Source organism: Streptomyces sp. NPDC001903, from assembly GCF_042891345.1.
GTDB lineage: Bacteria > Actinomycetota > Actinomycetes > Streptomycetales > Streptomycetaceae > Streptomyces.
Genome location: NZ_JBIASZ010000001.1, coordinates 396,758 through 414,474, shown reverse-complemented (window position 1 = coordinate 414,474; position 17,717 = coordinate 396,758). Strand labels below are relative to the sequence as shown.

The 17,717-nt window shown below is 73.9% G+C and carries 17 protein-coding genes; 7 read left to right on the top strand and 10 right to left on the bottom strand.

Going from position 1 to position 17,717, the window contains the following annotated elements; genetic code table 11:
- The first annotated feature begins 164 nt into the window (after positions 1-164).
- The 3 genes from ACFYZS_RS01905 (at position 165) to ACFYZS_RS01895 (ending at position 2,838) form a co-directional block, all read left to right on the top strand.
- On the top strand, positions 165-767 hold the full coding sequence (locus ACFYZS_RS01905; RefSeq protein ID WP_389005757.1) for a hypothetical protein: 603 nt from the start codon (positions 165-167) through the stop codon (positions 765-767).
- Between the two features lie 71 nt (positions 768-838).
- The gene (locus ACFYZS_RS01900) at positions 839-1,564 is read left to right on the top strand and encodes a hypothetical protein (RefSeq protein WP_389005755.1); all 726 of its coding nucleotides are present in this window, start codon (positions 839-841) and stop codon (positions 1,562-1,564) included.
- Positions 1,565-1,569: 5 nt separating this feature from the next.
- Positions 1,570-2,838 (top strand): ATP-binding protein, encoded by a 1,269-nt coding sequence (locus tag ACFYZS_RS01895; RefSeq protein ID WP_389006290.1) that lies wholly within the window; start codon positions 1,570-1,572, stop codon positions 2,836-2,838.
- Here ACFYZS_RS01895 and ACFYZS_RS01890 read toward each other — a convergent pair whose 3' ends face one another.
- The 3 genes from ACFYZS_RS01890 to ACFYZS_RS01880 are packed head-to-tail and all read right to left on the bottom strand — an operon-like array spanning position 2,839 to position 4,812.
- Positions 2,839-3,126: a hypothetical protein gene (locus tag ACFYZS_RS01890; RefSeq protein WP_389005753.1), complete on the bottom strand. Its 288-nt coding sequence runs from the start codon at positions 3,124-3,126 to the stop codon at positions 2,839-2,841. It abuts the gene before it with no gap.
- 10 nt (positions 3,127-3,136) lie between these two features.
- Positions 3,137-3,853 carry a TetR/AcrR family transcriptional regulator gene (locus ACFYZS_RS01885; RefSeq protein ID WP_053689378.1) on the bottom strand — a complete coding sequence of 239 codons (717 nt, stop codon included), beginning with the start codon at positions 3,851-3,853 and terminating at the stop codon, positions 3,137-3,139.
- 29 nt (positions 3,854-3,882) lie between these two features.
- Positions 3,883-4,812 carry a diiron oxygenase gene (locus ACFYZS_RS01880; RefSeq protein ID WP_389005751.1) on the bottom strand — a complete coding sequence of 310 codons (930 nt, stop codon included), beginning with the start codon at positions 4,810-4,812 and terminating at the stop codon, positions 3,883-3,885.
- Positions 4,813-4,981: 169 nt separating this feature from the next.
- Between ACFYZS_RS01880 and ACFYZS_RS01875 the strand changes: the two genes are divergently transcribed.
- Positions 4,982-6,112, top strand: coding sequence for a ferritin-like domain-containing protein (locus ACFYZS_RS01875; RefSeq protein ID WP_389005749.1), 1,131 nt, complete (start codon positions 4,982-4,984; stop codon positions 6,110-6,112).
- 11 nt (positions 6,113-6,123) lie between these two features.
- Here the strand turns inward: ACFYZS_RS01875 and ACFYZS_RS01870 are convergent, their stop codons facing one another.
- Both ACFYZS_RS01870 and ACFYZS_RS01865 read right to left on the bottom strand, forming a co-directional pair.
- Positions 6,124-7,593: a penicillin-binding transpeptidase domain-containing protein gene (locus ACFYZS_RS01870; protein ID WP_389005747.1), complete on the bottom strand. Its 1,470-nt coding sequence runs from the start codon at positions 7,591-7,593 to the stop codon at positions 6,124-6,126.
- Positions 7,590-8,972 (bottom strand): FtsW/RodA/SpoVE family cell cycle protein, encoded by a 1,383-nt coding sequence (locus ACFYZS_RS01865; RefSeq protein ID WP_389005745.1) that lies wholly within the window; start codon positions 8,970-8,972, stop codon positions 7,590-7,592. Before ACFYZS_RS01865 ends, ACFYZS_RS01870 begins: the two co-directional genes overlap by 4 nt.
- Before the next feature lie 95 nt (positions 8,973-9,067).
- Here ACFYZS_RS01865 and ACFYZS_RS01860 point away from each other — a divergent pair, with 95 nt between their 5' ends.
- From ACFYZS_RS01860 to ACFYZS_RS01850, 3 genes are all read left to right on the top strand, one after another.
- Positions 9,068-9,457, top strand: coding sequence for a DUF6325 family protein (locus ACFYZS_RS01860; protein ID WP_389005743.1), 390 nt, complete (start codon positions 9,068-9,070; stop codon positions 9,455-9,457).
- Positions 9,457-9,792 carry a hypothetical protein gene (locus ACFYZS_RS01855; RefSeq protein ID WP_389005741.1) on the top strand — a complete coding sequence of 112 codons (336 nt, stop codon included), beginning with the start codon at positions 9,457-9,459 and terminating at the stop codon, positions 9,790-9,792. Before ACFYZS_RS01860 ends, ACFYZS_RS01855 begins: the two co-directional genes overlap by 1 nt.
- Before the next feature lie 146 nt (positions 9,793-9,938).
- Positions 9,939-11,522 carry an NlpC/P60 family protein gene (locus tag ACFYZS_RS01850; RefSeq protein WP_389005739.1) on the top strand — a complete coding sequence of 528 codons (1,584 nt, stop codon included), beginning with the start codon at positions 9,939-9,941 and terminating at the stop codon, positions 11,520-11,522.
- Here the strand turns inward: ACFYZS_RS01850 and ACFYZS_RS01845 are convergent.
- The 5 genes from ACFYZS_RS01845 to ACFYZS_RS01825 form a co-directional block, all read right to left on the bottom strand.
- Positions 11,483-12,733: a styrene monooxygenase/indole monooxygenase family protein gene (locus tag ACFYZS_RS01845; protein WP_389005737.1), complete on the bottom strand. Its 1,251-nt coding sequence runs from the start codon at positions 12,731-12,733 to the stop codon at positions 11,483-11,485. The two genes, ACFYZS_RS01850 and ACFYZS_RS01845, sit on opposite strands and share 40 nt — an antisense overlap.
- Before the next feature lie 83 nt (positions 12,734-12,816).
- Entirely contained in the window at positions 12,817-13,434 is a 618-nt protein-coding gene (locus ACFYZS_RS01840) for an ATP/GTP-binding protein (protein ID WP_389006288.1), read from the bottom strand.
- Positions 13,435-13,447: 13 nt separating this feature from the next.
- Positions 13,448-13,879, bottom strand: coding sequence for a DUF742 domain-containing protein (locus ACFYZS_RS01835; RefSeq protein ID WP_389005735.1), 432 nt, complete (start codon positions 13,877-13,879; stop codon positions 13,448-13,450).
- Positions 13,876-14,376 (bottom strand): roadblock/LC7 domain-containing protein, encoded by a 501-nt coding sequence (locus tag ACFYZS_RS01830; protein ID WP_389005733.1) that lies wholly within the window; start codon positions 14,374-14,376, stop codon positions 13,876-13,878. The genes ACFYZS_RS01835 and ACFYZS_RS01830 overlap by 4 nt, the downstream gene beginning before the upstream one ends.
- Positions 14,373-17,462: a nitrate- and nitrite sensing domain-containing protein gene (locus ACFYZS_RS01825; RefSeq protein ID WP_389005731.1), complete on the bottom strand. Its 3,090-nt coding sequence runs from the start codon at positions 17,460-17,462 to the stop codon at positions 14,373-14,375. The genes ACFYZS_RS01830 and ACFYZS_RS01825 overlap by 4 nt, the downstream gene beginning before the upstream one ends.
- Positions 17,463-17,717 lie beyond the last annotated feature (255 nt).

Sequence of the window (17,717 nt, the reverse complement as noted above, 5' to 3'; positions counted from 1 at the left end):
TACATGGGAGCAGCCCGGACGCCCCTCGGCAATCCCCCGGTGGAGTTCTCGGCCGTGTAACAGCTTCTACGGGACTCCGCCGGGTGCCTGTTACATGCTCATCGCGGTACTGACACAGCGGGCTCCTAGGTTTGTCGCACCTGGACCGGACCGAAGGATTTCCCGTGAGCACCGTCAACCGCCGCACTCTCGTACGAGCCGCCGCAGTGACCGTCTGCGCCGGAACCCTCCTCGCGCTGCCCGCCGCTGCCGCACTCGCCGAAGGGGTGCCCGCCGCGTCGGCAGCGCGGTCCGCAGGCGTGCCGCGGACCCTGGTCAAGAGCCTCGCCCTGGCGGACGGCGTGTCCAGGGCGAACGTCTACCGGGTCGCCGGGGGCGGCTTCCAGGCCGACATCCTGGCCGCCGACGGCGCCAAGGCCGCCACCTTGACCAGCCGTGACGGGGTGGCCGGCTTCGGCCGCTCGGGCACGCTCCACGCGGCCCTGCAGCCCGACGGCCGGCTCTCCTCCTGGGTCGGCGAGACGGACGGCGCGGGCGGCCACACCGCCACGCCCGTCGCCGACGGGTACAAGACCGGGATCCGGGACGGCAAGGTCGTCCAGGCCTCCGCCGGGCACGCCCGCACGGTCGCCGGCGGGACGCTGGACACGCTGGCGGACGGGCCGGGCGACGGTGTGCTGCTGCTCGCCGCGGGTGGCGGCATCGCGGCCGTGGGCGCCGCCGGACTGGGCTTCGCGATGCTGCGCCGCGGGCGCACCGAGGGCTGATCCGCGACCGCCCGGGAGGCCCCGAAGGCTCCTTAAACGGTCATATCTCCGCATAAGGCTAAGATTCGCCGATGACCCGCGCCGCCCTGCTCGCCCTGCCCCTGCTCCCGCTGCTGCCCCTGCTCGCGGGCTGCGGCGACACCGGCGGCCCCGTGAGCGCCGGTCCGACCCCGACCGCGAGCGGGCCCGTACACCTGTGGCCGGAGCGCAAGGGGGCGTCCGTACCGCCTGCCGATCCGGGGGGCGCCCCGCCGGAGTACGTGCGGGGGCTGGCGCCCGTGACGGGGCAGAACGTGCACGAGGTCGATCCGGTGGCCCTCGTCCAGGCGGAGCTGACCGCCCACCCGAACACCGAGGTCGGCCCCGACGGGATGCCCGCGGAGACCGTCGCCGCGATCAAGGCGTGCGGGCGGGCGGGGCAGCCCCGCGAGAAGTGCCCGGTCCTGGCCCCGTACTACCGGGATCTGACGGGCAACGGCCGCGACGAGCTCGTCATCGGCATCGAGATGCCGGATCGGATGATGTCCGTACGGGCGTACACGGCGGACCCGGACGGGCGCCTCAACCGGATCATGGCGACGACGCAGACCGTGGTCACCGTGGAGGTGGCCGGGCGGGACGTGATCCTGCGGATGCCGAGCGGCCATCCCGGCTACGAGCTGATCACCGCGTGGTCCTGGGACGAGAAGCAGCGGACGATGCTGCCGACGCGCGAGCAGATCGTACGGCTGCCGGGGACCGCGCAGAGCCCCTCCCCCTCCCGGCCGCCGAAGCCGACCGCCGAGGGGGCGCCGTGAGAAGGGTGCGGGGGCGGCTGCCCGCCTGGACGGCCACGCTGACCTGGAAGGCCGGGCTGTTCATCGTCGTGATGTGCTGTTCGCTCGCGGCCGTGCTCGGCGCACTGGTGCACGTGGAGGTGACCCGGCAGACCGTCGCGGCCGCGCGGGACAGGGCGCTGGAGAGGCTGCACGACGTGTCCCGCGAGTACGAGGCCGGCGAGGCCCTCCCGCCCCGCGCGGGGATCGACCCGGTGGGGCTGCCCCCGGAGCTGCGCGCCCTGGCGATGTCCGGGCAGCGCGCCACGATGGTGGCCGACCACCGGGGCCGGCCGACGATGTGGGCGGCCGCCCCGGCGGACGGCAAGGTCCTGGCCGCGGCCGTGGACTACGCGCAGAGCGCGCGGACGATCAACGGCCTGGACAACGCGATCATCGGCTCCTCCGTGCTCGCGATCGGCGGCACGCTGCTGGTGGGCGCCTTCGCGGTGACCCGGGTGACGCGCCGGCTGCACCAGACGGCGACCGTGGCCCGGCGGATCACCCAGGGCGATCTGGACGCGCGGGTGGACGATCCGCGTACGAAGGACCCCTCCCGGCACCAGGACGAGGTGGCGACGGTGGCGGGCGCGCTCGACACGATGGCCGGGACCCTGCAGGCGAAGCTGCTGAGCGAGCAGCGGTTCACGGCGGACGTCGCGCACGAGCTGCGCACGCCGCTGACGGGTCTGCAGGCGGCGTCGGAGCTGCTCCCCGAGGGGCGGGCCACGCAGCTGGTCCGGGAGCGGGTGCGGACGATGCGCAAGCTGACCGAGGACCTGCTGGAGATCTCGCGGCTGGACTCGGGGCGCGAGGTGGTGGAGACGGACCTGCACCAGCTGGCGCGCCTGGCGGGGCGGGTGGTCCGGGCGTCCGGGACGCCGACGGAGCTGGTGGTGGTCCGGGACGCGCACGTCGAGACGGACCGGCGCCGGCTGGAGCGGGTGCTCGGGAATCTGGTGGCCAACGCGCACAAGCACGGGAGGGCGCCGGTGGTGCTGACGGTGGACGGTCCGGTGGTGACCGTACGGGACCACGGCGACGGGTTCCCGGACTACCTGATGGCGCACGGCCCGCAGCGGTTCCGGACCGGTGGCGTGGGCTCGGGCAAGGGGCACGGGCTGGGGCTGACCATCGCGGTGGGGCAGGCGGAGGTCATCGGCGCGCGGCTGGAGTTCCGGGAGGCGCAGGGCGGCGGGGCGCTGGCCGTCCTGACGCTGCCGGAGCCCTCGGCCGCACCCGTGCCCGGGCTCTGATCAGGCGGCGGGCGGGGTCGTCTTCGGCTTCGACTTCGTCCAGGGCCAGCGGAGCCCGGGCTTGCGGCCGGACGGGGAGTACGCGTACTTCCAGCCCTTCTGCAGGTGCAGCCGCTTGGAATGGCCCGCGGGGACCCGCTCGTACAGCAGGACCGTCGCGGGGCCGCCGTCGGGAGAGGGGACCGGGATCTCGTACCACTTCGGCGGGTGGCCGGTCGGGCCGAGGAGGATCGGGAGGACACGGCCGTCCATCGGGCCGCCCTCGAAGGGCGTGGGTTCGCTTCTCACTCCACCAGTGTCACAGCAGGTGGGCGGCCTCGGAGACCACCGGGATCACGCGGCGGGCCAGGACCCCGACCGGGCCGTCCGCCGATTCCAGGGCCAGTGCGGCCCGCGCGGCGGCGGCGGTCTCCGGGTCGGTGGCGGCCGTCGCCGTCAGGAGGGCTATGAACTGGTCGACCAGCCAGTCGCGCAGGGCCGAGACCTCCGGCTGCTTGCCCTCGTCGATCCAGATCAGGGAGGCCGCCTCGACGGCGGTGATCCAGGTGCGGACCATCATCCGCAGCCGCGGGCCGGGGGCCGGGACGGCCAGGTGGTAGAGGATCTGCTGGGCCGCGGCCCGGCGGATGCCGTCCACCGTGGCCGTCGTACGGGAGGTCTCGACGACGCTGCCGCCCTGGAGGAGGGCCGAGAAGCCGGCGTCGTGCTCGTCGACGAAGGCCAGGTAGCGGTCCAGGGCCCGGGACAGGCGCTGGGTGAGCGGGCCGGCCTGCGGTTCGGCGAAGCACTGCTCCAGCAGGTCGGCCGCCGACCGCAGGGCGGCCTCGTACAGCTGCTGCTTGCCGCCCGGGAAGTAGCGGTAGACCAGGGGCCGCGAGACGCCCGCCGCCTCGGCGACGTCGTCGAGCGAGACCTCTTCCGGGGCCCGGTGCGCGAACAGCGACAAGGCGGCGTCGAGGAGCTGGGCCCGCCGCTCCTCGACGCTCAGCCTGCGGTACGCGCGTACGGTCGTCATGCCCGCAGGGTAGCTCCGAAACAGCCGGTTCAGGCGAGGAGTCCCGAGCTCTTCCAGAGCCTGCGGCCGACTCCGCGCAGGACGCCGATGTCGTCGAGGAAGTCCGTGAGCCGCTTGGCGCCCGTCTGCATGACCTCGCGCCGGTGGCCGCTCGCCTGGACCTGGGCGAGGGCCTCGCGCCGGTCGAGGCCGACGTTCTCGTAGACCTTCGGATTGACGAAGGCCAGCGAGAAGACGCGGGCGGCCTGGCCGCAGCTGACGCGGGTCAGCTCCTGCTCCCAGCGCGGGGCGGTCAGCATCTGGCGGCGCAGTTCCTCGCGGGCGTAGCGGACGTGCCGGGCCTCCTCGATGACGTGGATGCGGGTGACGCCGCGCACGAGGGGCTGGATGCGCTCGTCGGGGAAGGTGAGGCGCTGCATCCAGTCGAGGATCTCCTCGCCGAGGAGGGTGCAGGCGAAGGAACCGGGGGTGGTGGAGATGGTCTTGAGGATGCGGGCGAGGTTGTGGTTGGTGCGGGAGACGGGGTAGGCGGGGGCTCCGGCCTTCTGGATCATGCGGGCGAACATCATGGAGTGGCGGCACTCGTCGGCTATCTCGGTGAGCGCGTACCGGACGTGGTTGCTGGTCAGGGACTTGTCGTAGATGTGCCGGACCATCAGCTGCATCAGGATGATCTCGAACCAGATGCCGAGCGAGCCGAGCGCCGCCGCCTCGTGCCGGGAGAGGTCGATGCGCTGCTCCTCGCCCATCTTCTTCCACAGCGGGGTGTCGTAGAGGGAGAGCAGTTCGGGCGGCCAGTAGTACTTCCCGTCGATGGGCGGGGCGTCCCAGTCGAGTTCCTTGTCGGGGTCGAAGGAGTGCTTGGCGGAGGATTCGAGCAGTCGCGCGGCGATCTCTTCGCGGTCCTTGAGGAGGCCGAGCGCGTCCTGCAGCGCGCCTCGATCGGTCACGGTCGTCATGGCTTCGGATACCTCGCTCATCGGGTTACCGGCGGTCAACACTTATGAGACTGCTTGTCAGCAAGACCGTCAATCCCCTGCGCACGACTTGTTGACCCCGCGTCTACCAACGTGTGACGCTGCCAACCATCCAGTCCTGTACGGAAGTACACGAGCCGAGGGGGCGTCAGTGTCGACGCACGAGCTCTACACCAAGGACCCGGGCGCGGACGTCTGGCAGGTTCCGGCCTCCGGCGCGGCCCGCTTCAGCTGGGAGGCCATGTTCGTCGGCCAGGAGAACGGCTCAGGCCGCGAGCGGCTCCTGGCCCTGTACCAGAAGGGCAAGGACAAGCAGTGGGACGGTGCCAAGCGCATCGACTGGGAGCTGGAGGTGGACCCGTACAACCCGCTCGGCACCCCGGACGAGGCGCTGACCCTCTACGGCACCCGGCACTGGTCCAAGCTCACCGAGAAGGACAAGGGCGAACTGCGCCGGCACTACACCGCCTGGAACTTCAGCCAGTTCCTCCACGGTGAACAGGGCGCCATGGTCTGCGCGGCGCGGATCGTGGAGTCGGTGCCGGACCTGGACGCGAAGTTCTACTCCGCCACCCAGACGATGGACGAGGCCCGGCACGCCGAGATCTTCGGCCGCTTCCTGCACGAGAAGGTCGGGATGCTCTACCCGATCAACGACAACCTCCGGGCGCTGCTCGGCGACACCCTGCGCGACTCGCGCTGGGACATGCCGTACCTGGGCATGCAGGTGCTCATCGAGGGGCTGGCGCTGGCGGCGTTCGGGATGATCCGCGACACCACCGACAAGCCGCTGCCGAAGCAGATCCTGGCGTACGTGATGCAGGACGAGGCCCGGCACGTGGCGTTCGGGCGGATGGCGCTGCGCGACTACTACAAGCAGTTGACGGACGCCGAGCTGCGCGAGCGCGAGGAGTTCGTCATCGAGGGCTGCCACCTGATGCGTGACCGGCTGCGCGGGGTGGAGGTGCTGGAGAACTTCGGCATCTCCCGCAAGGAGGCCGAGGAGTTCACCGAGCAGTCCGAGTTCCTGCACCTGTTCCGGAAGCTGCTGTTCAGCCGGATCGTGCCGTGCGTGAAGGACATCGGGCTGTGGGGCGAGCGGCTGCAGAAGGCGTACCTGGACATGGGCGTCTTCGAGATGGGCAACTCCAACCTGGACCTGCTGATGACCCAGGACGAGGAGATCGCCGAGGCACTGGACCGCGAACGCTTCGCGGCGGAGGAGGCGGAGCGGGTCGCGGAGGTGCGGGCGGCGATCGAGGAGGGGACGCAAGCGCAGTAGCAGGGCTCCGGTCAACGGTCCGCCGGCGCGGCGAGCGCGGCCTCCATCACCGCCCGGGCGATCGGGGCCGCCGCGCCATTGCCGCTGATGTCCCCGCGGCGCGCCTCCGCGTCCTCGACGACCACCGCCACCGCGACCCCCGGCCGCGGCGCGTCCTCGGCCTTCGCCCAGCCGATGAACCAGGCGTACGGGGTGCCCGCGTTCCCGACGCCGTGCTGGGCGGTGCCGGTCTTGCCGCCCACCACCGCGCCCGGGATCGCGGCGTTGCGCCCCGTGCCGTTCTCCACCACCTGCACCATCAGCTCCTGCAGCCGCAGCGCCGTCGCCGGGTTCATGGCCCGGCCCAGACTGCGCTGCTGCCCGCGCCGGACCTGGTCCCCGTCGTCCTGGGTGGTCCGGTCGACGAGGTACGGGGAGGCGAGCTCACCGCCGTTGGCGACCGCCGCCGCCACCATGGCCATCTGGAGCGGCGTGGCCGTCGTGTTGAACTGCCCGATCGAGGAGAGCGCCAGCTGGTCCGGGCTCATGTCGGTGTCGAAGTTCGAGCGCGAGACCCAGGCGGGCACCCGCAGCCCGCCGTCGTTGAACCCGAACCGGCGCGCCGCGTCCGCCATCGCGCGCAGTCCCACCCGTACGCCGATCTTCGCCATCACGGTGTTGCAGGACCATTGCACCGCGTCCGCCATCGAGGCGTCCTGGCAGCCGGTGCCCGCGTTCGGCAGCAGGGTGTCCGTACCCGGCAGCGGGTAGGGGTCGGGCGTCTGCGTGGGCGCGTCCACATCGGTGACCACCCCCGCGTCCAGGGCCGCGGCCGCCGTCACGATCTTGAAGGTGGAGCCGGGCGGGTACGTCTCGCGCAGCGCCCGGTTCAGCATCGGCCGCGCGGGGTCCGCGTTCAGCCGGGCCCAGGCCGCCTTGACCTGCCCGCCGGTGCCGGAGAGCGCCGCCGGGTCGTACGAGGGGCTGCTGACCAGCGCGAGGATCCTGCCGGTGGCCGGCTCCAGGGCCACCGCCGCGCCGCGCCGGCCCGCGAGCCCGGTGTACGCGGCCAGCTGCGCACCCGCCCGTACGGTCGTCTCGGCGTTGCCGCCGGACGGGCGGCCGCGGGCCAGGTCGTACCAGAGCGGGAAGGCCGAGAGCCCCGGATCGGTGCCGGAGAGGACCGCGTCCTCGGCGCGCTCGAGGAGGCTGGTCCCGTACGTCTGCGAGGAGAACCCGGTGACCGGCGCGTACAGCGGGCCGTTCGCGTACGTCCGCTCGTAGCGCAGCAGCTGGCCGCTGTCCCGGGATCCGGTGACGGGCCGCCCGTCGACCAGGATGTCCCCGCGGGGCTCGGCGTAGCGCTGGACGGCGGGGCGCTTGTTGGCCGGGTTCGCCCCGTACGCGGCGGCCTCCCAGACCTGCACCCGGGCCACGTTGACGAGCAGGGCCGCGAGCAGCAGCGCGCAGAAGTACGCGCACCAGCGGATGTACCGGATCACGCGCCGCCCCCTTGGCCGCCGGCTGCGGCCGGGCGGGGGCTGTGGGCGCTGTCGCCGAGCCGGACGAGCAGCGCGACGATGACCCAGTTGGTGACGACGGAGGAGCCTCCCTGGGCGAGGAAGGGCATGGCCATGCCGGTGAGCGGGATCAGCCCGGTGACTCCCCCGGCGATGACGAACACCTGGAGCGCGACGATCGAGGCGAGCCCGGTGGCGAGGAGGCGGCCGAAGGGGTCGCGCAGCGCGAGCCCGGCGCGGAATCCGCGGTGGACGAGGAGTCCGTAGAGCAGCAGGATCGCGGTGATGCCGACGAGGCCGAGCTCCTCGCCGGCGGTGGCGAGGATGAAGTCCGACTTGGCGGCGAAGCCGATGAGGAAGGACTGGCCGTGGCCGAGCCCCGCGCCGAGCAGTCCGCCGGCGGCGAAGGCGAAGAGGGACTGGGCGAGCTGGCCGGGTCCTTCCCCCCTGTCGATGGAGGCGAAAGGATTCAGCCAGTCCTCGACGCGGCCGTGCACGTGCGGCTCGAAGGTCCCGACGGCGTACGCGCCGACCGCGGCGAGCAGCAGCCCGATCGCGATCCACCCGATCCGGCCGGTGGCGGTGAACAGCATGATCACGAAGAGCCCGAAGAACAGCAGCGAGGTCCCCAGGTCCCTTTCCAGGACCAGCAGGCCGACGCTGAGCAGCCAGATCGCGAGGATCGGGCCCAGGACCCGGCCGGGCAGCAGGCGCAGCTTCCAGAACAGCCGCCGCCCGGTGAGCGCGAGGGCGGTGCGGTTGGCGGCCAGGTAGGCGGCGAAGAAGACGGCGAGCAGGATCTTCGCGAACTCGCCGGGCTGGAAGGAGAGTCCGGCGAAGCGGATCCAGATGTGGGCGCCGTTGACGGCCGGGAAGAACACGGGGACGAGCATCAGCGCGAGGGCCGCGGCCACCGAGAGGTACGCGTACTTCTGGAGCACGCGGTGGTCGCGCAGCAGCACGACGACGAGGACGAACAGCACCACCCCCAGCGCCGACCAGCGCAGTTGGTCCCCGGCGGTGAGGTGGCCGGGGGTGGTCGCGTCGAGGCGCTGGATGAGGACGAGGCCGAGGCCGTTGAGCAGGACGGCGATGGGCAGGACCAGCGGATCGGCGTACGGGGCCCGGAGGCGGACGGCGAGGTGCGCGAGCAGGGCGGCGCCGGCGAGCCCGGCGGCGTAGCGGCCGGCGGACCCGGGGGTGCGGCCGGCGGTGGCGAGGCCGACGTAGAGATGGCCGAGGACGCAGATGAGGACGGCTCCGGCGAGGAGCGTCAGCTCGACGCCTCTGCGCGTGGACGCGGAGCCGTCGGGGGGCGGGGGCGGCGCGGGCTCCGCCACCTCTGCCGTCAGAGCGGTCATATCGGAAACGTAGCAAGCGGACGGATGGTATGTCCGCTTATGTCATAGAGTGCCGATGAGTAGTCAGAATCGGTCACGAGTGGGAGCGGCGCGACATGGGACCAGTGGAATTCATCGTCCTGGCCTTCCCGGAGGAGCAGCTGCGGGTGCCGGCGGTCGAGGCCGTGATGGGGCTGCGCAAGGCGGGGGTCGTACGGCTGATCGACGGGCTCGTGGTCACGAAGACGGCGGGCGGCGAGGTGCTGGCGGCGGAGTTCGACGCCTTCCTGGAGCTGCAGGGGCTGCTGCGGCACCGGGAGGCCGCGCAGCTGATCGGGGCCGAGGACGTGAAGGAGTCGGCGGAGCTGCTGGAGCGGGGCAGCTGCGCGCTGCTGCTGCTGGTGGAGCACGTGTGGGCCGAGGACGCGGCGATCGCCGTACGGGCGGCGGGCGGGCGCATCGCGGGCTCGGTCCGGATCCCGCCGGAGCGGACGGAGGCGGCCTGATGTTCATCCGCCCGATCGGCACGAGGGTGGAACCGGCCCGCCGCCCCACGGGCCGCCCGCTCCTCCAGGGCCTCCTCGCCCGCGCGGCGGGCCGCCCGGAGCCGTCCGGCCCCACGCCGGCCGAATCCGAGCCGGCCGAATTCGAGCCGGCCGCACCCGCACCGGCCGGACCCGCGGCGGCGGGGCACAAGGCGGCCGGGCACAAGGCGGCCGACCAGGGGATCCCGCCGGCCGGCCTGGCCGCGGAACTGGCCCAACTGGCGAACCTGGCCCGGGAAGGCCTCCTCACCCCCCAGGAGTTCAAGGAGGCCAAGACCCGCCTCCTCCACTCCTGACGGCCCGACAGGCCCCGCCCGCCCGGCACCGGCCCCCGCGAAGCCGCGGGAGCTGGGCCGGACGGGTGGGCGCGGGCAACCGGCCGTCCCGGGTGGGCGATTTGTCATACCGGGCGTGGCAGCATCGGCCGCCTGGAGGTGACCCCATGTCACGCCGCGTGCTCCGTGCCGCCTGCCTCGCCGCCCTGTTCGTGTCGGCCGGCCCGCTCCCCGTCACCCACGCCGGGTCCGTGCCCGGCTTCCCGGCGGACTCGGCCGCCGCCACGACCCGCCCGCCCCGCACCACCGCGGCCCCCGCCGCCCGCACCACCGCGGCCCCCGCCGCCCCCACCGCCCGGCGGGCCGCCGCCCCGGCGGCCCCCGCCGCAGGCGCCGCCCACGGCCAGGGGCTCCGCCCGGTGGATGCCGACGTCCCGGAGGGCGCGGCGTCCGGGGACGCCGGCGCGACGCGGGACCCCGATCCGCAAGCCGCCCCCTCCCGGCGGAGCCCCGGCGCCGGGCAGGGGCCCGGCGCGGACGCAACCGCCCCGCGGAGCCCCCGCACCGCGGCCGCCGCCGACCCGGCGGCCACCGCAGCGGCGGACGGCTCCGCCGCGCCGGACCCCGGCGGCGCAGGTGCCGACCCGTTGCCGGAGCCGGGGTCGGGAGCGGCCGCGTCCGGGGCCGGCGGGCCGGAGGGGCTGGGCGTCGGGGAGTTGCTCGCGCGGCTGCAGGGGCTCTACCGGGAGGCCGAGGCCGCCGCCGAGGGGTACAAGGCCACCGAGATCGCGCTCAAGGCCGGGCAGGACGAGGAGCGGCGGCTCAGTGCCGAGCTGGCGAGGGCCCGTACCGCCCTCGGCGCCGAGAAGGCCGCCGCCGGGCGGGTGGCCCGGGAGCAGTACCAGGGCGCCGTCGGCCTCTCCCCGTACGCCCGGATGCTGCTCACCGGCGACCCCCAGGCCGCCCAGGACCAGCGGCGGCTCGCCGCTCGCGAGGGCGCCCGGCGGGCCGGGGTGCTGGCCCGCCTCACCCGCGGCGAGCGCCGGGCCGAGCTCCTCGCCACCGCCGCCCGCAAGTCCCTCGACGCCCGCCAGAACCTGACCGCGCAGCGCAGACTGCACAAACAGCAGGTCGATCTCAAGCTCAGACAGGTCGAGCGGGTCCTCGCCTCCCTCACCCCCGAGCAGCTCTCCCGGCTCGGGGCGCGCGAGGCCGCGAACACCGCCACCGCGCAGCGGGAGCTGCTGGACTCCGGCCGGCTCGCCGCCACCCCCCGTACGCCCACGGCAGCCGGCGGCGCCGCCCTGACCTACGCCACCGAGCAGATCGGCAAACCGTACGTCTGGGGCGCCGAGGGCCCGGGTTCCTTCGACTGCTCGGGGCTCACCTCGCAGGCCTGGGCACACGCCGGCCGCTCCATCCCCCGCACCAGCCAGGAGCAGTGGGCGCAGCTCCCGAAGGTGCCCCTGGACGAGCTGCGCCCCGGCGATCTGGTGGTCTACTTCCCCACCGCCACCCACGTGGCCCTGTACGTCGGCGACGGAAAGGTGATCCAGGCCCCGCGCCCCGGCGCGAAGGTCAAGGTGTCCCCCATCGCGGCCAATCCGCTGCTCGGCGCCGTACGGCCCGATCCCGAGGCCGCCCCGCTCGCCGCGTTCACGGCGCCGGCGCTTCCCGACAACGGGAGCGGGGGCGACGGCGACGACACCGGCTACTCCGCCGAAGAGGCTCCCGCGACCTCGGCCAAGTAGTCCTGCGCGTCCTGCGCGTCGTAGAAGTACGCGTCGAAGTCGGCCGGCTGGTCGAAGCCGTTGGCGAACCGATCCGCCACGGCCTGGAACCGCCCGGCCGCACCGATCAGGCTCAGGACGTGCTCCGGCAGGGGGCTCAGCATCGCGTTCGTCCACTGGGTCACCGGCTTGCCCGTCGTGAACCAGAACTTGTCGAACGTCGCCTTCATCCAGGCCTCGTCGAACGGCTTGTCCCCGTGCATCAGGATCGACGACAGGTACGAGGCCGCGCACTTCGACGCCGCGTTCGACCCCTGTCCGGTGATCGGGTCGTTCGCCACGACCACGTCCGCGACGCCCAGCACCGCCCCGCCGCCCGGCAGCCGCCCGATCGGGTTCCGGACGACCGGCGCGTACCGCCCGGCCAGCGTGCCGCCCGCGTCCGTCAGCTCCGCCCCCGCCGCCCGCGCGTGCTCCCAGGGCGTGAACTTCTCCATCAGCTCCAGCGTGAGCGCGAGGTGGTCACCCGGATGCCGCACCCCGCGGAACGCGTCCAGGGGACCGCCCGGAACGCCCTCCCAGAACAGGATGTCCGCCCGTCCCGACACCGTCAGCGTCGGTATGACGGACAGTTCGCCCACCCCCGGTATCACGTTGCAGCGCAGCGCCTCCGTCTGCGGGTGCTCGGGCCGCGGCTCCAGCCCATGCACGTACGAGACGGCCAGCGAGCGCTGCGGCGCGTCGTACGGGGAGCGCGCCGCGTCCCGCCCGAACAGCGACACCAGCTCGCCCTTGCCCGCCGCGACCAGCACCAGGTCGTACGTGCGGGAGAAGAAGTCCAGGTCGGCGACGGACGCGCCGTGGACCACCAGCTGTCCGCCCCGCTGTACGAAGACGTCGAGCCACCCGGCCATCTTCACGCGCTGGTCGACGGAGTGCGCGTACCCCTTGAGCCGGCCGAGCCAGTCGATCGGGCGCGAACCGTCCGGGGCGGCGACCGAGAGGCCGACACCCTCGATCCGCGGGGCCTGCCGCTCCCAGAAGCCCAGCCCGAGGTCGCGCTCGTGCCGCAGCGCCGTGTCGAACATGACCTGCGTGGACATGACCTGACCGGTGCGGATCTCGTCCGCCGTCCGGTTGGACATGAGGGTGATCTCGTACCCCTTCGCCTGGAGGCCGAGGGCGAGCTGGAGGCCGGACTGGCCGGCCCCCACGACGAGTATCTTGCGCATGTCACGTTCTCGATTCGGCTGTGCGGTACGGCGATTCGGCGGTGCTGTGCTGCGGCGATGCAGCGCTGGGCGATGCGGCTGTCCTACGGTTCCGGCGTCGCGTCCAGCGCGTGGCCCACCAGCGTCACCAGGGATTCGACCACCGTGTCCCGGCGGCGCGCGTCCATGATCAGGACGGGCACGTGCGCCGGGATGGTCAGCGCCTCCCGCACGTCCTGCGGCTCGTAGGCGTGCGAGCCCTCGAAGTGGTTCACGGCGACCGCGTACGGGAGCCCGCAGCTCTCGAAGTAGTCGAGCGCCGGGAAGCAGTCCCGCAGCCGGCGCGTGTCGGCCAGCACGATGCCGCCGATGGCGCCGCGCACCAGGTCGTCCCACATGAACCAGAACCGCTCCTGGCCCGGGGTCCCGTACACGTACAGCACGAGGTCGTCGGCGAGGGTGATGCGGCCGAAGTCCATCGCGACGGTGGTGGTGCTCTTGTCCGGGGTGCCGGACAGGTCGTCCGTCGGGACGCTGGCCTGGGTCATCACCGCCTCGGTGCGCAGCGGGGTGATCTCGGAGACGGAGGACACGAAGGTGGTCTTGCCGACGCCGAAGCCGCCCGCGACCAGCACCTTGACGGCGACGGGTGCGCGGGAGCGGTCGTACTGCCAGGGCTGGACCGGCTCGTCGTCCAGGACGCTCTTGGCGTGGGCGGGCATGCCGGCGGGCGGGTCAGAGACTGCGAAGACCACTGAGCACCCTTTCCAGCAGCGCGCGTTCGGGTCGCCCGGGGCCGTGCCCGGTTCCGTAGACGCGTATTCGCCCCTGGTCGGCGAGGTCGCTGACCAGGACGCGGACCACCCCGAGCGGCAGCTTCAGCAGCGCGGATATCTCCGCGATGGTGCGCATGCGGCGGCAGACCTCGACGATCGCCGGCATCTCGGGCATGCGGTCGTCGGGCTCGGGCCGCTGCGGCTCGGAGGCCCGGGTGTCGCAGGCGGCGACGAACGTCTCCACGTGCAGGACCTGCGCGAAGCGGGTGCGTCCGCCCGTCAGCGAGTACGGGCGGACGCGGGCGGGCCGGCGGTCGGCGCCGCGTATCGGCAGGCGGTCGGACGCGGGCGCCGAGGCCGGGGCGGCCGCCGCCGAGGCCGTACTCCTCACGGGGTCTTCTCCATCGACTGGCGCAGCTCGCTGCGGACTTCGGGGGTCAGGACGTGGCCGGCCCGGCCCACGAACAGGGCCATGTGGTACGCCACCACGCTCATGTCGCAGTCGGGGGTGGCGTGCACGCCGAGCAGCGAGCCGTCGCTGATGGCCATGACGAAGACGGAGCCGTGCTCCATCGCCACCATCGTCTGCTTGACCGCCCCGCCCTCCATGAGCTCGGCGGCGCCCGTGGTGAGGCTGCCGAGGCCGGAGACGATGGTGGCCAGGTCGGCCGAGGCGCCGCGCGGGCCCTTGGTGCGCGCGGGGCCCTCGCCGGGGGCGGCGGCGGCTCCCGCGGCAGCTCCCCCGGGGTCGGAGGACAGCAGCAGGAGCCCGTCCGAGGACACGACGGCGACGGAGTTGACGCCGGGCACCTCCTCGACCAGGTCGGTCAGCAGCCACTGCAGGTTGCGGGCCTGGGTGCTCAGTCCGTACGTACTGGGCGCGGTCATGTGCGTGCCTCCTGTGCGGTGTCCCCCTGGTCGGTGTCCTGTGCGAGCTCGGCGGCCACGACGCGCCGTCCGTCCCGCGTCCCCTGGTAGAAGCCGCCGAGTCGGCGGCGCAGCTCGTCGGCGTCCACGCGGCGCGGCGGCTCGGGCGGCCGTACGGCCTCGGGGCGGCGCGCGGCCACCGTGCGCGGGGTGCGCTTGGGCAGCCCCTTGTCGGTGACGGCCGTCTCCGGCCCGGAGTCGGGGTGGCTCCCCTGGCGGGGGACCCAGTCGGCCTCGTCGGGCGCGTGCCGGTGGGGCTCCGCCGGGCCGTCGGGGGCGACGGCGGTGGCGGGTTCCCCGGGCAGCGGCAGTTCTGCTTCCGGTACGTCGGCCCGCGGGCCGGCATCGGGCAGCCGGTCGGGGGACGCCGGGTCGGTGTCGGGCTCCGCGAAGGCCTCCGGTGCGGCGTCGGGGACGACGCGCGCGAGGAGTTCTTCGCCGGGATCGGACTCGCCCGGGGCCTGTTCGGTGCCGCCGGCCGCGGTGAACACCTGGTCGGGGCCGGGCAGCTCGGGCTCCGCCGGCGGGGCGGCGTCCGGCACCACCCGGGCCAGCAGCTCCTCGGCCGGGGCCGGTGCGTGCGAGGGGTCCTCGAAGCCGTGTCCGGCGGTGAACACCTGGTCGGCGGGCGGCAGCGGGCCGTCCACGGCCGGCGTGTGCCCACCCGCGTCGGGCTCCAGCCCTCCGGCCAGGTCCGGTCCGAAGTCCGGGGCCAGACCCGCGTCGGGCTCCAGGCCCCCCGCCAGGTCCGGTCCGAAGCCCGGGGCCAGGGGCTCGTCCGGAGCCTCCGGGGCCTCCGGCTCGGCCGGGTCCCACTCCATGCCCCGCAGGAGCTCCGCGTCCGCCTCCGGGCCCGGGTCCCGGAAGGGCTCGGCAGCCGGGGCCGGGGTCACCGGTACCGGGGTCGGGGCCGCGTCGGCCGACGCCTCGGGCTCCCGCTCCGTCTCCGCGGGCTCCGGCAGGCGGCGCCCCGGGATCGTGTTCTCGTTGGCCTCCGCGATCACACCCGGCAGCCGCAGCTGCGGCACGCCCGGCGCCGGCGCGGCGAAGGTGTGCACCGGCGAGCTCGGCGGCGTGGTCGGCAGCAGCGAGGCGGGGACGACCACCAGGGCCTCCGTGCCCGCGTGGCGCCCGGGGCGCAGCTCGGCGGTGACCCCGTGCCGGGCCGCGAGGCGGCCCGCCACGTACAGGCCGAGGCCCAGGCCGTGTTCGGCCTCGGGCTCCTCGTCGTAGGCCTCCGGCGTGGCCAGGCGGGCGTTCAGCGCCTCCAGCCGGTCGCCGGTGACCCCGATGCCCTCGTCCACGACGGACAGCACCGCGTCACCCGAGTCGAGCAGCCAGCCGGAGACCCGTACCTTCGCCTCCGGCGGGGAGAACGTCGTCGCGTTCTCCAGCAGTTCGGCGAGCACGTGCGAGATGTCGTCGGCCGCGTGTCCCGCGACCTGAGTGAACGGCGGAAGCGAGGCCAGGTCGACGCGCTCGTAGCGTTCGATCTCGCTGACCGCGGCCCGCATGACGTCGACCAGCGGGACCGGCGCGGCCCCGGCGCCGTGGCCGTGCTCCTGCCCGGCCAGGACCAGCAGGTTCTCGTTGTGGCGGCGCATGACCGTCGCCAGGTGGTCGAGCTTGAACAGGGTCGCCAGCCGGTCCGGGTCCTGCTCCTTGGACTCCAGCTCCTCGATGACCGCGAGCTGTCGCTCCACCAGTCCCAGCGTGCGCAGCGAGAGCGAGACCGAGGTCGTCGACATGATGCGGCGGTGCTCTTCGAGCCGGGCCCGCAGCTGTGTCAGCTCCTCCTCCAGCGCCTCGCGGCTCGTGGTCAGTTCCTGCTCCAGCGCGTCGCGGGCGGCGGAGAGCGCCTCGTTGCGGCCGATGAGGCGGCGCCCGTCGGCGTCCAGGCCCGCGATCCGGGTGTGCAGGGAGACGGTCTGGTCGCGGACCGCGTTGAGGTGGCGTACGACCTCGGCGAACTCGTCGTTGCGGCCGGTGAAGCGGACCGGCTCCACCGAGCCCTCGGGGGTCGCCAGCCGGGCGGCGCCGCGGCGCAGTACGGACAGCGGCCGGGTCAGCGAGCGCGCGACGGCCGTGGAGAAGCCGACGGCGACCAGGAACAGCAGGCCGAGGACGGCGACCAGCATCTCCAGCCGGGTCACGTCGTCGTCGCGCAGGGTGGCGAGCGCGGTGGCGCGCTGTCCGGCGAGGGTGGCCTCGACGGAGCGCATCCGGTCGATGCGGGCGGTGAGCGAGGGGGCGACGGAGGCCCCGTCGAGCCGGCGGTCGGCCGGGGAGAGCGTGGGCCGTTCGGTGAGCCGCTTGAGGTAGTCGTCGGCCGTCTTGACGTCGGGTCCGGTGACGGTGGCGGCGAGGGTCTGGCGTACGTCGGGCCGTGCGACCCGGTTGAAGTCGTCGAGCGCGGCCTGTTCCCGTACCCGGGCCCGCTGGGCGGCGGTGCTGAGCTCGTCCGCGGCGGCCGTGTTGGAGGGCTGCTCGCCGCGGGGGACGGCCAGGGCGGCGAGCAGCAGCCCGCGGGTGGCCGAGGCCTGTTCCACGGCCTGCCCGAGGGGGGCCAGGGGGCGGGTGGTGGCGAGGGCGGAGACGGCGCGCGGCGGGGTCAGCTCGGCGAGCCGGTCGCCCGGCGCGAGCAGTTCCGCGATGACGGCCGCGTAGGCCTGGTGGGCGGCGAGGGCGCTGCCCTTGCCGTCGACGGCCTCGGTGCGGACGGCCTGGACGCGGCCGATGGCGCGGGCGAGCGCCTCGTCGGCCTCGTTCTGGACCTCGGCGAGCTGGCGGTCGGTGAGCGCGGCGCGCTCCTGGACGGGGCCCTTCGCCTGGGCTCCGGGGCGGCCCTTGGCCACGTACTCGACGACGGCGTCGCGCTCGTCGCCGAGGAGGTGCGCGAGAGTGAGGGTGTGCTGGGTCTGCTCGGCGAGCGTGACCAGCTGCTGGGAGTCGTTCAGCTCCCGCGTCGCGGAGACCACGGCTGGGGCGCCGGCCGCGAGGACGGTGAGGCCGGCGACGGCGACGCCGATGACGAGCCTGCTGCGCACGCGGACGGGGCGTCCTGCGGGGGCTGGTCCGTCGGTGGCGGTGCCGTTCTTCCGAGACCGCTTCTTCTGCACCGGTGCTCGCAATCCTGTACGTGTGCTCGTGCTCGTCTACTCGTGTGGCCGAGGTAACGGCCGGTCAACAAGTAAACGCCCCCTGCCCCCTCGTACCGCCTCAGACCTTTGCAGTGTGTTGGGGAGAGAGCCTGACATCGCCCACCCGGCCACTCGAACGAGTGAACATCACGGATGAGTTGG

Bases quoted from the DNA above. Each gene is read 5' to 3' on its own strand.
- ACFYZS_RS01900 (WP_389005755.1), top strand. From the start codon at position 839: ATGACCCGCGCCGCCCTGCTCGCCCTGCCCCTGCTCCCGCTGCTGCCC.
- ACFYZS_RS01885 (WP_053689378.1), bottom strand. From the start codon at position 3,853: ATGACGACCGTACGCGCGTACCGCAGGCTGAGCGTCGAGGAGCGGCGG.
- ACFYZS_RS01880 (WP_389005751.1), bottom strand. From the start codon at position 4,812: ATGACGACCGTGACCGATCGAGGCGCGCTGCAGGACGCGCTCGGCCTC.
- ACFYZS_RS01865 (WP_389005745.1), bottom strand. From the start codon at position 8,972: ATGACCGCTCTGACGGCAGAGGTGGCGGAGCCCGCGCCGCCCCCGCCC.
- ACFYZS_RS01860 (WP_389005743.1), top strand. From the start codon at position 9,068: ATGGGACCAGTGGAATTCATCGTCCTGGCCTTCCCGGAGGAGCAGCTG.
- ACFYZS_RS01855 (WP_389005741.1), top strand. From the start codon at position 9,457: ATGTTCATCCGCCCGATCGGCACGAGGGTGGAACCGGCCCGCCGCCCC.
- ACFYZS_RS01850 (WP_389005739.1), top strand. From the start codon at position 9,939: ATGTCACGCCGCGTGCTCCGTGCCGCCTGCCTCGCCGCCCTGTTCGTG.
- ACFYZS_RS01845 (WP_389005737.1), bottom strand. From the start codon at position 12,733: ATGCGCAAGATACTCGTCGTGGGGGCCGGCCAGTCCGGCCTCCAGCTC.
- ACFYZS_RS01840 (WP_389006288.1), bottom strand. From the start codon at position 13,434: ATGCCCGCCCACGCCAAGAGCGTCCTGGACGACGAGCCGGTCCAGCCC.
- ACFYZS_RS01830 (WP_389005733.1), bottom strand. From the start codon at position 14,376: ATGACCGCGCCCAGTACGTACGGACTGAGCACCCAGGCCCGCAACCTG.